This window comes from Methylocella sp., assembly GCF_044226135.1.
Classification (GTDB): Bacteria; Pseudomonadota; Alphaproteobacteria; order Rhizobiales; family Beijerinckiaceae; genus Methylocapsa.
In genome coordinates this window covers 23,211-38,613 of record NZ_JBGAHM010000016.1, presented here as the reverse complement: position 1 = coordinate 38,613, position 15,403 = coordinate 23,211, and the positions used below count along the sequence as shown (strand labels likewise).

Genomic DNA, 15,403 nt, shown 5'->3' with positions numbered 1-15,403 from the left:
TCTGCGTCCGGCGCAAGCCTTCGCTTCCATTGAGGCAACGGGCCTATCATCCATGTCCCACGATCGTCTTGTCACGACAGGTTCGGAGCGCTGCTGGCCCGCCTGTACTCCGACGGCGTGCATCCCATCCAGCGGGTGAAGGCCCGGGTGAAGCTGGCATGCGTGTCGTAGCCAAGGGACAGAGAGATGGAGAGGATCGACATCTGCGTCTCGACGAGGAGGCGGATGGCCCGCGCGCGACGCGCATCCTCGACGATCTCACGATAGGTGAATCCCTTCTCGCGCAAGCGGCGCTGCAATCCTTGCGTTCCGAGGCCGACGAGGCGCGCGGCGCCTTCGATATCGCTCTGGCCATCGAGGAGGCGTAGCGCGACAACCGCAGAGAGGGCGCGCGCCGGCTCCGGCGCGTCCGAGAGAATGACGTCCGCGAGCACGTCCCGCAGGGTCACGATTCGCGTCCTCCCCGTGACCCTGTGGATGCGCCGGCTGCTCAGTTCGCTCGCCTTCAAGGCGAGGCCGGATCCTGGCCGCTCGCAACGCAGATCCACCTGCAACCGGTCCTCCACTAGGATGGCCTCGGGGTCGCGTGCATATTCAACTTCCGCCCAGTCGGGCCGCCATCGGGCGCCGAGATAAAGGCGAACGAAGGTGAGCATGGGCGGCAGGAGATGGTCGCAATGCTGCGCCTTGCTCACGTCGAAGGTCGGCGTCGCAAACCGCAGGACGCGGTGGCCGCCATCCCGGACGAGTTCCAGCCGCGCGCCGCTTTGATGCGCCCAGCTTGTCGCGACCGCGCGGCGCAGGCCTTCGCCGAGCGTCGGGGCGGCGGCGGCGTGCTCGATCCATAGGCCATAGCCTCTGTGGGTCATGCCCTCTCCCACATCCAGGCCGAAGGTCCGTCGCCCCAAGGCGGCGGCCCCCCGGGCGAACAGGCCCATCATCGAATGCAGCGGCATGGGCGTGCGCGGCGCGTCCCGTAGAGCCATCGGCAGGCGCTCCCGGGCGAAGACGTCCGCGAGAACCTGTTCGCCCGCCTGCCTTTCAATCAGCTCGGGCAGGGCGCCGAAGCCTCTTGCTCGCACAAGGGCGATTGAACCCGAACCACGCACGAAACCTCGTCGAGTGACGCAAAATGTGAAGAGCGCCGGAGTGATATGGACTAGATCAAGGACACGGTCGGGCTCCCCAGGGCAAACATTATCTGGAGGCCAGGAGCCCCAAACAGGAGAAAGACTGGTTTCGGCGACCTTTTCCATGAGCGCATGCGCCATGGGAGGGCCGTGCGCGAGCGCGGTTCATCGCTTCATTGACGCAAGTCTCGTTCGGGTGGAAATTTCTCGTCCAAAAAATCAAGAGGTGGCTCAAGCATGAAGCTTCTCGCCCGCGCCTTGGCTCTCACGACATTGCTTCTGCTTTTCCCCGGAACGGTTCTGGCGGAAGCGCTCCCGTCTTGGAATGACGGCGCCGCGAAGACGGCGATCCAGAGTTTCGTCCAGCGCGTGACCGATCCGGCCGGCAAGGATTTCGTGCGCCCCGAGGCGCGCATCGCCGTTTTCGACAATGACGGCACCCTGTGGGTCGAGCAGCCCATGTACACGCAGCTCGCCTTCGCCCTGGAGCGGCTGAAGGAGCTCGCGCCGCAACACCCGGAATGGCTGCAGAATCCGACGCTGAAGGCGGCCATCGACGGCGACCTGAAGACAGTCGCGGCGGCGGGTGAAAAGGGGCTGCTGGAACTGGTGATGGTCACTCATGCCGGCATGACGCCCGAAGAATTCCAGGCCATCGTCGCCGACTGGCTCGCAAAGGCCAGGCATCCGCGCTTCAAGAAGCCGTATACCCAGCTCGTCTACCAGCCCATGCTGGAACTGCTCGCCTATCTGCGCGAGAACGGCTTTACGACCTACATCGTCTCGGGCGGCGGCGTCGAGTTCATGCGGTCATGGATGGAGAACGTCTATCGCATCCTGCCGGCGCAGGTGGTCGGGTCGAGCATCAAGACCAGATTCGAGATGGTCGACGGCAAGCCGGCGCTGGTGCGGCAGCCGGAATTGAACTTCATCGATGACGGCGCCGGCAAGCCGGTCGGCATCAATGAGCACATCGGGCAGCGCCCGATCGCCGCCTTCGGCAATTCCGACGGCGACCTGCAGATGCTGCAATGGACCACCGCCGGCGAGGGACCGCGCTTCGGCCTCATCGTTCATCACACCGACGCCGAGCGGGAATACGCCTATGACCGAACCTCCTCGTTCGGCCATCTCGACAAGGCGCTCGACGCCGCGCCGGCCGCAGGCTGGACGGTGGTGGACATGAAGTCCGACTGGAAGACCGTCTTTCCGCCGGCCAAGTGAGAGCCTCACTTGCTGCATACGTCTCGCACTGCACAGGAAGCGTCCATGAGAACGACAATTTCGACCACGCTGACCGCCGTCGTCGCGACGGCGGTCCTGGGATGGGGCGGCGCGGCTTGCGCCGAGGCCAGGAAGCCGAACATCCTGCTGATCGTCTCCGACGATACCGGCTGGGGCGACCTCGGCGCCTATCTCGGCGGCAAGCGTCGCGGCATGCCCACGCCCAACATGGATGAGCTCGCGGCCCAGGGCATGGTGTTCACCAACTTCTATGGCCAGCCGAGCTGCACGCCCGGCCGCGCCGCGATCCAGACCGGGCGCATTCCCAACCGCTCCGGCATGACCACCGTGGCCTTCCAGGGCCAGGGCGGCGGCCTGCCGAAGGCGGAATGGACCCTCGCCTCCGTGCTCAAGCAGGGCGGCTACAAGACCTACTTCACCGGCAAATGGCACCTCGGCGAGGCGGACTACGCGCTGCCCAACGCCCAGGGCTACGACGTGATGAAGCATGCCTTTCTCTACCACCTCAACGCCTACACCTACGGCGATCCCAAGTGGTTCCCCGGCATGAGCGCGAACCTGCGGGCCATGTTCGAGCGCGTGACCAAGGGCTCGCTCTCCGGCAATGCGGGCGGCCCGGTGAAGGAGGACTTCAAGGTCAACGGCGAGTACGTGGACACCCCTGACAAGGGCGTGGTCGGCATTCCCTTCCTCGACGCCTACGTGGAGAAGGCGGCCGTCGAGTTCCTGGAGGACGCCGCCAAGGCGCCCAACACGCCGTTCTTCATCAACGTGAACTTCATGAAGAACCACCAGCCAAACATGCCGGCGCCCGACTTCGTCGGCAAGTCCATCTCCAAGTCCAAATATGCGGACTCGGTGGTGGAGCTCGACGCCCGGATCGGCAACGTGCTGAAGAAGCTTGACGAGCTCGGCCTAGCGGACAACACGCTGGTGGTCTACACGGTGGACAACGGCGCCTGGCAGGATGTCTATCCCGACGCCGGCTACACCCCCTTCCGCGGCACCAAGGGCACCGTGCGCGAGGGCGGCAACCTTGTGCCGTCCATGGCGCGCTGGCCCGGCAAGATCAAGGCCGACTCCAAGAATGACGACATCATGGGCGGTCTCGACCTGATGGCCACCTTCGCCTCCGTCGCGGGCGTTGCGCTGCCCACCAAGGACCGTGAAGGCCAGCCGATCATCTTCGACAGCTACGACATGACGCCGGTCTGGCTCGGCAAGGGCGAGGACCCGCGCCATGAGTGGTTCTACTTCACCGAGAACGAGCTCAGCCCCGGCGCCGTGCGGGTGGATAACTTCAAGTATGTCTTCAACCTGCGCGGCGACGACGGCGCCTATACGGGCGGCCTCGCGGTGGACACCAACCAGGGCTGGAAGGGGCCGGAGAAATATGTGGCGACCGTGCCGCAGGTCTTCGATCTCCCGGCCGACCCGCAGGAGCGCTACGACATCTTCATGACCACCTTCACCGAGAGCACCTGGGCGGCGATCCCGTTCAACATGGCGGTCGAGAAGCTCATGAAGACCTATGTGCAATATCCGCCCCGCAAGGCCCAGAGCGACGCATATTCCGGCCCCATCACGCTCTCCCAGTACGAACGCTTCAAGTTCGTGCAGGACGCGCTGAAGGAGAAGGGCTTCTCGCTGCCCCTGCCGACGGGCAACTGAGGCGGACCGGGCGGAGCGTCACCCCGAACCTGCTCCGCCCCTCGCTGCCGTGGGACGCTTGCCGCACCTCGGCGCCCGTCCGGCGGCTTTCCCTACACGAGCGCCTGCGCGGCCCTAGAGTAGCCTCGCATGGCGAATCCGGAGGTAGGCGGCATGTCGTTTCGCGGGGTGTTTGGCGCTCGCGGCCGGCATTCTCGCGGCCGGGCTGATCGCGCTGGCGACTGGCCTGTCGGCCCAGCGTGCGCCCTCGGCGCTCGGGCCGGCGACATCGGCGCGCTGAGCGAGCCGGCCCCGCCCGGCTTCGTCGGCTCCGCCGCCTGCGCGGACTGTCATGCCGCGGAGACCCGGGCCTGGCTCTCCTCCCAGCATGCCCACGCCATGGCTCGCGCCGAGCCGCAGACGGCGCTGGGCAATTTCGAAGATGCGCGCGTCACCCATCGCGGCAGCGCGGCGCGCTTCGTCCGCGACGGCCCGCGCTACATGGTCAAGACAGAGGGGGCGGAGAGCCATCCACTTTGACTGCGCTTCTCGAACGACGTGGCGCCCGATGCGAACGATGCCGAGAATGGCATCGTAGGCGTCGGCATCAAGTTCTTCGGCATCACACCTCCGACGCTGGCCGAGATCGATCTCTCGGCGCCGGCCGCGGATCTGATCCTCCAGAACCACAACGTCTTCTTCGTCGATACCGGCAGGGACATGTGCGTGTTCACCGACTTGGCGTTAGAAGGCCGGATCGAGGACTGGCGCCGTGATCATCCCGAGACGCGGCAAAGCCTCGCCGACATGGCGAAATGGGAAACAGAGCGTCCTGACCGCCACCTGTTGGAGCGTTCTCCCCTATGCATCCGGGCCGGCGCGCGCCGTGAAATACTGCCTCCGATCCATCAGGGCGGGAAGAGCCTGGCGCCAGACACCGATCCCAATCAGCTCGACTCCGATCTTGCACTACGGCTGGCGGAGAGCCTGGCGGCCTTCGCTCATGAAATGCAGATTCCGGCGGCGAGAAGCTCCCTTCCGGTCGACCTAGCGACCTTTCGCAGGAAAGAAGCGGACGTTTCTCTCGTGACGATCGGCGCGCTCGAGCTGGGCCAGCACGATGTGGGCCGCGAGGGTCGATGCGCCTATTGGGAGACGCTCGCGTTTTCGCCATGGCGCGTGCCGCCAGCCAACCAACCACTCGGATCCATCGCCCAGTCCCGTCGACGCGCCTATCCGGCCTCCGCCGCGCTGCGGCATTACGTCAACGGCACACCCCAACCGCCTCTGTCGTCGTGGCGCTCCCATGCAGAACCTGGCCCATAGCGCATCCTTCGATTCAACGGAAAAGATCGCGCCGTCAAAGCCCGGGATCAAACATCCCAGGCTGGCCATGGGGGTTCGATTCCCCTCATGCGCCGCGCCTGCGGCGACGCGGCCGCTTCATTTCCCGGGCGGAAAGATCGTCTCCCAGTCGGTCTTCATGTCGACGACGGTCCAGCCTGCGGCCGGCGCGGCGTCGAGCGCCTTGTCGAGATGGCCGAACGAGGAGGTTCGGTCATAGGCGTATTCCCGCTCGGCGTCGGTGTGATGAACGATGAGGCCGAAGCGCGGTCCCTCGCCGGCGGTGGTCCAGCGCCGTCATCGATGAAGTTCAATTCCGGCTGCCGCACCAGCGCCGGCTTGCCGTCGACCATCTCGAATCTGGTCTTGATGCTCGACCCGACCACCTGCGCCGGCAGGATGCGATAGACGTTCTCCATCCATGACCGCATGAACTCGACGCCGCCGCCCGAGACGATGTAGGTCGTAAAGCCGTTCTCGCGCAGATAGGCGAGCAGTTCCAGCATGGGCTGGTAGACGAGCTGGGTATACGGCTTCTTGAAGCGCGGATGCCTGGCCTTTGCGAGCCAGTCGGCGACGATGGCCTGGAATTCTTCGGGCGTCATGCCGGCGTGGGTGACCGCCACCAGATCGATGAGACCCTTTTCGCCGGAGGCGGCGAGGGCCTTGAGGTCGCCGTCGACGGCCGCCTTCAGCGCTGGATTGGACCGCCATTCCGGATGTTTTGGAGCGAGGTCCCGGACCCGGTCGAGGGCGAAGGCGAGCTGGACATACATCGGCTGCTCGACCCAGAGCGTTCCGTCATTGTCGAAAGCGGCGACGCGCTTTTCGGGAGGAACGAAATCCTTGCCGGCCGGATCGGTCACGCGCTGGACGAAACCCATGACGGCGGCTTTTGCCGGCCCCTCGTTCCAGGAGGCAAGCGGTTCGCAAAGCGCAACGCCGATGGAAAAAAGGAGGAGCGTCGCGCCCGCTGCGGCGCGTGCGAAATATTTCATTGTGGCGACCCTCCGATCTGTTAAGGCGGCGCCAGATGACAGAGCCGCCCGTAGACAAGTTCAAGTCAAATCACCCCGGCGCGCCCGCGGGGCCAGGGCCCAGCATTGCGGCGCGATCGGCGATCGCCTGACGCGCGTAATTGACGGCGAGCTGGTAGGTCGGCGCCGTCGCCTCATCGAGCGACCCGGTCTCCGCCTGACTGAGAAGGCGGGCGACGACGCTGTCGAGATCGGCGCTGAGCTCGCCGAGGCGCTCGCGGTCAGCGCGCCGCACCTCGCCAAGGATTGCGAGAAGGCGGCGCAGGTCGGTCTCCTCCGCGTCGCGCAGGCGCAGCTTGGCCAGCAGCCAGGTCATGAGCGACCCGAGAACGCCGACCGTCGCCGAACCGATCCAGAAGAAGCTCTCGAAGCGGTCAAAGACGCTCGTCTCGTCGTCATCATAATAGGCCTTGGCCGCGGGATGCACCGGGAATGTCGATTTTTCCGTGTCCGGCGCCTCGAAGCTTGAGAGAGCAGGGTCGATCGCCAGAAGACGCCCCTTGGCCTCATAGAGCTGGCGCGTCAGCGTTCCGACCGTCAGGTCCGACAGGGAAGGGCCGGCGACGAGCCGCCACGCCGCAGCAAGCGTTGAGACGTCTTCATCCGGGCGCGGCGTCGAGCCGCCGAACGAGCCGGCCGGGATTTCGGCGGGCTCCAGCGTCACCAGCCGCTCGGCGACGGCGTCGCCATCATCCACGCCAACGACGTTCGGCGTGCCCCTGGTCGCCCTCGCGATCGAGGCGAAAGCTTCGGAGGCCTGTCCCCTTCCGGCGCGTCCGACCACAAATACGGCGGCGACGCGCTTCTGCCGCACCGCTGCGCCCGCGCCCTGCGCGGTGACGGGGATGCGTTCGACCGCATCGGGCGCGACCGAAAAGAAATTGAGCACGCCATCCAGCAGGGCTGCGTCGCCCGGCGGCCCGGGGAGCATTCCGACCGCATGTCCCTTGAGGTCCTGAAAGCTGTCGATCGAAGAATTCGCCGGAACGATCAGAAACAGCCGATCCCGACGCAGAATGGCGATGGTCTTGGCCTGCGGCGGAAAGGCGAGGTCGGTGCGCAGGATCGCGGCGTCGGCCTTGCCCTCGACCAGGGCTTTCGCCGCCTCGTCCTCATTGGCGGCGGGAAGCCGCGCGAGCCTGACCCAGCCATTTTCCTCATTCACAGCCCGGCCGAGATCCATCCAGGCCCTTTGCGCCTCCCGCGGCAGCGGCGGAACCGCGACCCTGACCGTCACCGTAAACGAACGATAGGCCACATAGCCCGCGAGCGCGACCGCGGCGATGAGGAGGAGAAAGGCGCTGACTCTCAGCAGGGCGCGTGGGGCCATGTTCAATCAGAGACTTGGTTCAATCAGGGATCTCGGCCTCGATCTCCCGCACAATCTGCATGTAGGCGCTGGCGGCCGGCGAGAGCATTCTGCCGCGCTTGAACACGAAGCCATATCCGATCGTGAGCCATGGCGCTTCGACTGGCAGCGTGACGCAAAGACCATCCCTCAGCTCTCGCTCGATCTGGCTCGGGATCGCGGCGCCGAGCGCCTCGCCATTGAGCACGATCTGCTTCGCGATGGCGAAAGATCCGACCAGGGCGCGGGGCTGAAACCGGTTCACGGCTTCATTGAAGGTCGCGAATGGTCGGTCGACCTTTGGCAGCGACGCGCTCATGCGCTCCGGCAGGCTCGGGCCGGCCCAGGGAAAATCCATCAGGTCCTCCAGCGTGAGGTTCTTCTTCCTGGCGAGCGGATGATCCGCCGCGCAGAAAAACGCCATCCGCGAGACCCGTATCCGTTGCGCTTCGAGTTCCGGCCCGACCTCGCCGGTCTCCGCAAAAGCGATGTCGGCGCCGCCGGCGCCGACTTCATGCACCGCATTCTCCCACGTCGCGTTCCTGATCTCGACAACGAGTTTTGGATGCTTCCGCAGCAGCACGGCGACCGCCCGCGCGCCCGAGATATCCGCTGCGTAAGGACCGGCGACGATCCGCAGCTCGCCGACCTCGAGGCCCTTTGCGAGATCGACTTCGCGCATGAGTTCGCCAAAGTCGGCGATCGCCCGCTCCCCGTGGCGCAGGATGATTTCGCCAAACAGGGTTGGCGTCACGCCCTGCCGGTCGAACAGGGAGACGCCGAGCGCATCCTCCATCTGCTTCAGCGTGCGCGTCAGATTGGGCTGCGACACGCCGAGCGCGCGCGCCGCGCGTCCGAAGTGCCTGTGCTCGGCGAGCGCCCGGACGACATGAATTTGGCGAATGGAGTGCATTTCGATACGCCAGGCAAATTGCCGAATATCACAAATGATATTGGACGCCCCTTTGGGAGTATGGGACTATATCGATACGGATTCCGAAAGAGAATCTTTCAACGAGGGCCGCCATAGGGCCGACATTCTCGGCGATCGCCGCCGGCAATCTGTCTGACTTTCCGTACGTTCTTGAGCCGCGCTCACACGCGTAAAGGCATGACCTGCGCATCCTCGCTGCGCCGGTCCCCGACAAGGTTGTGTTGTTGCCTCCCGCGCGCAAGGGCGCCCTTACGCATCCGGTTGGCGATCTCGCCGGGCGTGGGCGCGGGCCGGCCAGTTCGGGGGCTCTCGAACGCCAGAGTTTCTCGCCTCCGCGTGTTTTTCACCTCCCCGTGAAACTTCATCCCGACGCGCGCGAGATGAATGGCCGGCGCGTTGCTCAGACGCCATGCGCGCGGGCGACAAAAGGAAGGTTCAATGCGGAATCAGAATGCCGCTCTGGCCGCCGTCGCCTGGACTGTCCTGAGCGCGCCGGCCGCCGCTCGTGGGAAAAACCTCAACGCGGCGTCGCGTCAGCCAGGCCGAACCATCCTGCCGACGCCGCCTTGCGGAGCCGCAGGCGCGTTCGGCGGCAGGGTTCCGGGCTGGAGCCTGTTCGCCGGTCGCGTGCCGCCATGGCCCGCCCTTTACCCTCATCGGGAGCATCGATCAGACAGGGGCAGACCTGCAATGACCGAATTGGGCAAAACGCGTTGGACATTGCTTTGTTCGAGATTCGAGACAGCGGCGCGCGCCGCCGCGGCCATAATCCTCTCCCTGGGTTTCGCGCTTCCCGCATCCGCCCAGACCGCGGCTTCCGGCCCAAGCCCACCCGCCGGGTCACCGGCGCCCGAGGCGACGGAGGCGCTTGAAAGCGATGAGCAAAATCTCGCCAAGCAGCTCGCCAATCCCGTGGCGTCACTCGTCAGCGTGCCGTTCCAGTTCAACTACGATGGCCGGCTCAACACGCTTGAGGGCGGCTGGCGCGCAAATCTCAACATCCAGCCGGTCATACCCTTCTCGCTCAATTCCGACTGGAACCTGATCTCCCGCACGATCCTTCCGCTCATCTATTCCGGAGACGCCGTCGTCGACTCGGGCCGGATCTTCGGAACCGGCGACACGCTTCAGAGCTTTTTTTTCTCGCCGGTCGAACCCTGGAACGGCGTCATCTGGGGCGCCGGCCCCGCCTTCCTGCTGCCAACCGGCAGCAGCGCCGTATATTCGGTCCGTCAGTGGGGCGCCGGTCCAACGGCGGTCGTGCTTGACCAGATCGGACCCTGGACGATCGGCGTGCTCGCCAATCACGTCTGGTCTTTCGCGCAATCGGGCTATCCCGCGCCGGACGTCAGCTCGACCTTCATTCAACCGTTCGTCTCCTACACGACGTCGGACGCCTGGACGTTTACGCTCAACACCGAGAGCACATATGACTGGGTGGCGCGGAAATGGCAGATTCCATTGAACGCCGTCGTATCGAAAGTCGTCAAGGTCGGCCCGCAGCTCATGAGTTTCGGCGTTGGCGCGCGTTACTATGCGGTCAGCCCGAACGTCGCCGCCAAGGGCTGGGGAGCGCGCGCGATCGTCACCTTTCTGTTTCCGAAATGACTTCGGCGCGCCTCGCGCCGACGATCGCGGCCGCCCTTCTGGGGACGCTGAGGTGCGTGAGCGCGGAGGAAGGAGGCGCCGGTCACTCTGTCCCCGGGTCGGAAGCGACCTTGATCGACCTTCCGCCGACCAGGCCAGGCTTCATCGTCGAAACGATGTATCTGGGTTTTTGGGACGACGCGTCGGCGAGCAGGCAAATTCCGGTCGCCGGTCAGGTGACGGCGGGTCTCAACGCCAGCGCGACCGCGATCATGATCGGCGGCCTTTACACATTCGCGGCGCCGGACCCCGGCGGCGCCTTTTATTCTCTTGGCGCCTCCGCGCCCTTCGTCGACGAGAAAATCACGGCCCAGATCGTCGGCCCGCTCGGGCGATCGATCACACGCTCGGATCGCGACAGCGGGCTCGGAGACATAACAATCATTCCGGCCATGCTGGCCTGGAAGAACGGCGACGTTCAGTTCAGCGTCGCTGCGCCGGTCTATGCGCCGACAGGGGCCTACGAGGCCGGGCGGCTCGCCAATGTGGGCCTCAACTACTGGACCTTCGATCCGACCATTTCCCTTGCGTATAATGGTTCGACGAATGGCTTCAACGCGGCGGCGGCGCCAACGCTTTCTTGTTCGAGCAGATCGCGGACGACGGCGGCGTCGGCGCGTCGCTGGGGCCGTTTCGCGGCGGGTCGATCGGCGTCGGGCCCGACATACCCTATGTGCCGCCGCTTGGAAGCGCGTCGGCCGTGGTCGAGGCGCGCTGGCTGCCGGAGATCGAGACGCGCAATCGCGTGAGGGGCAATTTTCTCTGGACGAAGGCCGTGCGGCAATTCTGACCTCGCGCCTGAGACGGACGCCGGAGATCAAAGATCCACAACAGGTTGAGGAGACGACAATGAGCCATCGGTCGCGGTTCCTGAAAGGCGCGCTGCTTGCGGTTGCCGCAGCCAGCGCCCCCGGCCCTGGCGCCGGGGCGGCCTCGGCGCAAGCCGAGCCAGCCTCCAAACCCAACATCATCGTCTTCATGGCCGATGACGTCGGCTGGATGAACGTGTCGTCCTACGGCGGCGACATCATGGGCGTGCGCACGCCCAACATCGACCGGATCGGCGAGGAGGGGATGAGGCTGACTTCCTTCTATGCGCAGCCGAGCTGCACCGCGGGCCGGGCCGCCTTCATCACGGGCCAGTTGCCGGTGCGCACCGGCCTGACGACGGTTGGGTCGCCGGGTTCGCCGGCCGGCCTGCAGGCCGGCGACATCACTCTGGCGGAGGTGCTGAAGTCGGTCGGCTATTCGACGGCGCAGTTCGGCAAGAATCATCTCGGCGATCTCGACGAGCATCTGCCCTGCAATCATGGCTTCGACGTCTTCTACGGCAATCTCTACCACCTCAACGCCAATGAGGACCTCGAAGATCCGGACCGGCCGAAGGACGCCGCCTTCCGCAAGAAATTCGATCCGCGCGGCGTCGTGTCGTGCGCTGCGGGCGGGCCGGTCAAGGACGAAGGCCCGCTGACGGTCGAGCGGATGAAGACGTTCGACGAAGACACGCTCGCGATGTCGATCAAATACATCGCGGACCGCGGCAAGGACGGCAAGCCGTTCTTCCTCTGGCACAACCCGACCCGCATGCATGTGTTCGTGCATCTCAAGGACGACCGCAAGGGCGTCTCGCGCGCCGGCGCCCAGGACATCTATGGCGATGGTCTCGCCGAGCTCGACGATCAGTTCGGCCGCATGATGGCCGCGTTGCAGAAATCCGGTCTCGACAGGAACACCATCGTCATCTTCACCACCGACAACGGCGCCTATCAATACATGTGGCCGGAGGGCGGCACGTCGCCTTTCCGGGGCGACAAGGGAACGACATGGGAAGGCGGCGTGCGGGTTCCGTTCCTGATCCGCTGGCCCGGCGCGCCCGGTCGTCGCGTCTCCGCAGAGATCGTCGACATGCTTGATCTCATGCCGACGCTGGCTTCCGCCGCAGGCGTGTCTGATCTCGCGGCGCGCCTCGCCAAAGGCGCTTCGTTCAACGGCAAGGACTACAAGGTCCATCTCGACGGGTTCGACGAGGGCGCCTTCTTTGGCGGCGAGCAGGAGACCTCGAACCGCAAGTTTGTCTTCTACTATGACGAGACGGTGCTGACCGCCATTCGCTACGGCTTCTACAAGGTGACCTTCTCGGCGAAGGAGGGGGGCAAATGGGACAATCCGCTCCTGAGCCTGGGCCGTCCCCTGATCACCAATTTGCTGATGGACCCGTTCGAGCGGCAGGACGGCGACGTCAACCGCCAGCTCGCCGAGCACAAGACCTGGGCGCTGACGCCGATCGTCGGCGTCGCCACCCAGCATCTTGCGACCTTCAAGGAGTTTCCGATTCGCCAGCTGGGGATGAGCGCCGACGTCGGCAAGACCGTCGAGGGCGTGCAGTCGCAGATCCTGAAGATGCAGCAGCAGGGCAACTGACGCCGGCCGTCGATCGGGCGCCGCCGAGTCGCCGCAACAGGAGACGCTCACACGAAGGGCGCGGACAGGAGTGGACCATGACCATGCGGGCGAACACATTGGCGTTGTCGATCGCGCTGGCGTCGCTGGCGGTTACGACGCCGGTCCTCGCACAGGACTCAAAGGGCTGGGATCGCACGGTAAGAACCGCGGATTATCTCGAACCCGCGATCCCGCATCCGGATCAGGACAGGGCCGTGCGGGACAAGCTCGCGCAGCTCGAAGCGAAGACCGGCCGCAAGCCGAATATCCTCATCGTGCTCGTCGACGATATGGGCTACGGCGATCCGGGCGCCTATGGCGGCGGGGCCATGGCGGGCACCCCGACGCCCAACATCGACCGGCTGGCGGCGGGCGGCCTGAGGCTCACTTCAGCCTATGCGACGCCGCTCTGCACACCGACGCGTGCGGCGCTCAACACCGGCCGCATACCGGCGCGCAGCGGCCTGACGCGTCCGCTGCTGGCGTCCGATCGGCCGACCAAGGCGCCATGGGCGGATGAAGTGAGCGCTGCGAAGCTGCTGAGCGACAATGGCTATGTCACCGGCCTTTCCGGCAAATGGCATATTGGCGAGGACCGGCAAAGCCAGCCCCAGATGGTCGGCTTCGACGAATTTCACGGCTTCCTGTCGGTTGTCAGCGAATACACCCAGTACATGGACATCGCCAAATATCCGCAGCTGATGCTGGACCCCGACAGGCTCGCGACCTTCAAGGGCCTCAGCGAATACAACGCCGTCGTCGAGGGAAGGAAGGGTCAGGAGCTGAAAATCGTCTATCCGCTCGACACGCCGAAGCAGATGGGAAATGTGGACCAGGATTTCGCCGGCTGGTCGGTGGACTTCATCAAGCGGGCCGCCGCGGCGAAAAAGCCGTTCTATCTCATCCACGCCTTCGCCAAGGTCCATTTCGACAATTATCCCGGCGACGGCCACCAGGGGAAGAGTCCGGCGAAATTGCCCTACAAGGACGCAATCGTCGAGGTCGACGACATCGTCGGACGCCTGATACAGACGCTGAAGGACACCGGCGAAGCTGACAACACATTGGTGTTCTTCACATCCGACAATGGACCGGAGGAGGACAGCTATCCGGACTCGGGCTTCACGCCGTTCCGGGGCGGCAAGGGCACGACCTGGGAGGGCGGCGTCCGGGCGCCGGGGTCGCCTACTGGCCCGGAATGATCAAGCCGCGTGTGAGCGATGGACTGTTCGACCTCATGGACCTATTCAACACCTCGCTCGACCTTGGCGGGATCGTCTCGAAAATCCCGCACGAGCGCTATATCGACGGGATCGATCAGACCGGATTCCTGCTCGCCGATAATGGCGAGACGGCAAGGCAGGTCGTGTTCAGTTACAACCAGGCCGATTTTTCCGCGCTGCGCTGGGGCGAGTTCAAGGCCTATTTCATGGTGCAGCTGTTCGATCAGCCCTTCTCGAACATCAGCATGTCGACTTTCGCGCCGGTTGGCGTCTCGCCGTGGGTGTTCGATATCTATCGCGACCCGAAGGAGCGGTTGACGCGCAGCAACAGCGACTATGAATGGGCGTACGGGCCTGTTCTCCAGATGCAGGCGGCGCATGCGGCGACTTTCGTCAAATATCCGAAGAAGGACATCGGGCTTGGCATTGGAGGCGGAGGCGACCCGCGATAGCCATGTCTCGACAATCGCTCCGCGCTCGTCGTTAACCGGGCGCCCGCCGCGACGCCATGACGAAGCGGCATAAGCCGGGGAGATCGTGGCGAAGCTGCGCCAGATCGAGGTTTTCACGGCGCAGGGACGATCGATCGCTGAAGCTGTGAAGACGATCTCGGTGACGCAGACGGCGTGTTTGACACGTCGACAATCTGGCCGGGGCGGAAGCGGCTGTGGTCGTCGACGATGTTCAACACCCGGAACCGGCGGCAGCCGCGAGTTGATCGCTGACGACGTCGAGCGACCAGCGCTGCGTCGGCCGGCATTGCCACGCCGACGGCGACAGCCCGACGATCCGCTTCAGCCTGGCGTTTTCGGCCTCGAGTTCGCAAAGCCGCTTCGCGTCGCTCGCTTCCATGCGCCGCACTTCTTCCGCCACGCATCAAAGGTCGCGCTGCTGATGGCGTGACGCCGGCGGATGTCGTCGACTCTGGCCCCCGGCCTCGCGCGCCTTCAAAACGCCGATGATCTGCCCGTCGCTGAAACGCTTGTGCTTCACGGGCCTTCGTCCTCATCGATTTAAGGATGGAAGAGTCCAGGTCGCAATGGCCCCGATCGCGGGGGAAAGGTCACAGGCGCCATTCAGCGCGCGGCTTCAAAAGCCCGCTTCAGTCCGAGAGGCGCGCCGCATAAAATCGAAACCGCTCTCCACTTTCTCCAAACAGGCCAGATCCTCTTTGCGTCACAACCCCGATTCCGCGCCATTGGCGCTGACGGCGGACAGGACGAAGACCCATCGGGCTCTCGACGCCGCCACGAGCGCACGTTCGGCTCTGACACAGAAACGTACAAATTACTTGATATTGAAGCGCGGCTCAGCGTGACCGAAGCCGCGCCAGCGAACCTGAACGCGCGTCGCCTCTGTGACGACCGGCTGAAATGGCGAAGCAACCAACGGTCGATTGCGCA

General features: G+C 64.9%; 13 protein-coding genes and 1 pseudogene. 9 read left to right on the top strand and 5 right to left on the bottom strand.

What is annotated here, in order from left to right:
• Nucleotides 1–71: 71 nt before the first annotated feature.
• Complete coding sequence (locus ACILRB_RS09150) at nt 72–1,271, bottom strand: helix-turn-helix domain-containing protein (RefSeq protein WP_395665986.1); 1,200 nt, start codon at nt 1,269–1,271, stop codon at nt 72–74.
• 96 nt (nt 1,272–1,367) lie between these two features.
• Here ACILRB_RS09150 and ACILRB_RS09145 point away from each other — a divergent pair, with 96 nt between their 5' ends.
• The 4 genes from ACILRB_RS09145 to ACILRB_RS09130 all read left to right on the top strand — a co-directional run bounded on the left by ACILRB_RS09145 (nt 1,368) and on the right by ACILRB_RS09130 (nt 5,351).
• Nucleotides 1,368–2,354, top strand: a complete 987-nt coding sequence (locus ACILRB_RS09145) for an HAD family hydrolase (RefSeq protein ID WP_395665985.1) — start codon at nt 1,368–1,370, stop codon at nt 2,352–2,354.
• Nucleotides 2,355–2,399: 45 nt separating this feature from the next.
• Nucleotides 2,400–4,046, top strand: coding sequence for an arylsulfatase (locus tag ACILRB_RS09140; RefSeq protein WP_395665984.1), 1,647 nt, complete (start codon nt 2,400–2,402; stop codon nt 4,044–4,046).
• A gap of 129 nt (nt 4,047–4,175) precedes the next feature.
• Nucleotides 4,176–4,565: a multiheme c-type cytochrome gene (locus tag ACILRB_RS09135; RefSeq protein WP_395665983.1), complete on the top strand. Its 390-nt coding sequence runs from the start codon at nt 4,176–4,178 to the stop codon at nt 4,563–4,565.
• Nucleotides 4,566–4,583: 18 nt separating this feature from the next.
• Nucleotides 4,584–5,351, top strand: coding sequence for a hypothetical protein (locus ACILRB_RS09130; protein WP_395665982.1), 768 nt, complete (start codon nt 4,584–4,586; stop codon nt 5,349–5,351).
• A gap of 117 nt (nt 5,352–5,468) precedes the next feature.
• Here the strand turns inward: ACILRB_RS09130 and ACILRB_RS09125 are convergent.
• From ACILRB_RS09125 to ACILRB_RS09115, 3 genes and pseudogenes are all read right to left on the bottom strand, one after another.
• Nucleotides 5,469–6,367 (bottom strand): annotated as a pseudogene (locus ACILRB_RS09125) (HAD family hydrolase).
• Between the two features lie 70 nt (nt 6,368–6,437).
• Nucleotides 6,438–7,736, bottom strand: coding sequence for a TAXI family TRAP transporter solute-binding subunit (locus tag ACILRB_RS09120; protein ID WP_395665981.1), 1,299 nt, complete (start codon nt 7,734–7,736; stop codon nt 6,438–6,440).
• A gap of 19 nt (nt 7,737–7,755) precedes the next feature.
• Nucleotides 7,756–8,667: a LysR family transcriptional regulator gene (locus ACILRB_RS09115; protein WP_395665980.1), complete on the bottom strand. Its 912-nt coding sequence runs from the start codon at nt 8,665–8,667 to the stop codon at nt 7,756–7,758.
• A gap of 798 nt (nt 8,668–9,465) precedes the next feature.
• Between ACILRB_RS09115 and ACILRB_RS09110 the strand changes: the two genes are divergently transcribed.
• From ACILRB_RS09110 to ACILRB_RS09090, 5 genes are all read left to right on the top strand, one after another.
• The gene (locus ACILRB_RS09110) at nt 9,466–10,296 is read left to right on the top strand and encodes a transporter (RefSeq protein ID WP_395666000.1); all 831 of its coding nucleotides are present in this window, start codon (nt 9,466–9,468) and stop codon (nt 10,294–10,296) included.
• A gap of 110 nt (nt 10,297–10,406) precedes the next feature.
• Nucleotides 10,407–11,084, top strand: coding sequence for a transporter (locus ACILRB_RS09105; RefSeq protein WP_395665979.1), 678 nt, complete (start codon nt 10,407–10,409; stop codon nt 11,082–11,084).
• Nucleotides 11,085–11,184: 100 nt separating this feature from the next.
• Nucleotides 11,185–12,756 carry an arylsulfatase gene (locus tag ACILRB_RS09100; protein WP_395665978.1) on the top strand — a complete coding sequence of 524 codons (1,572 nt, stop codon included), beginning with the start codon at nt 11,185–11,187 and terminating at the stop codon, nt 12,754–12,756.
• 77 nt (nt 12,757–12,833) lie between these two features.
• Nucleotides 12,834–13,979, top strand: a complete 1,146-nt coding sequence (locus ACILRB_RS09095) for a sulfatase-like hydrolase/transferase (protein ID WP_395665977.1) — start codon at nt 12,834–12,836, stop codon at nt 13,977–13,979.
• A gap of 11 nt (nt 13,980–13,990) precedes the next feature.
• Nucleotides 13,991–14,452 (top strand): hypothetical protein, encoded by a 462-nt coding sequence (locus ACILRB_RS09090; protein ID WP_395665976.1) that lies wholly within the window; start codon nt 13,991–13,993, stop codon nt 14,450–14,452.
• Nucleotides 14,453–14,684: 232 nt separating this feature from the next.
• Here ACILRB_RS09090 and ACILRB_RS09085 read toward each other — a convergent pair whose 3' ends face one another.
• Nucleotides 14,685–14,852 (bottom strand): hypothetical protein, encoded by a 168-nt coding sequence (locus ACILRB_RS09085; RefSeq protein WP_395666002.1) that lies wholly within the window; start codon nt 14,850–14,852, stop codon nt 14,685–14,687.
• Between the last annotated feature and the right edge of the window lie 551 nt (nt 14,853–15,403).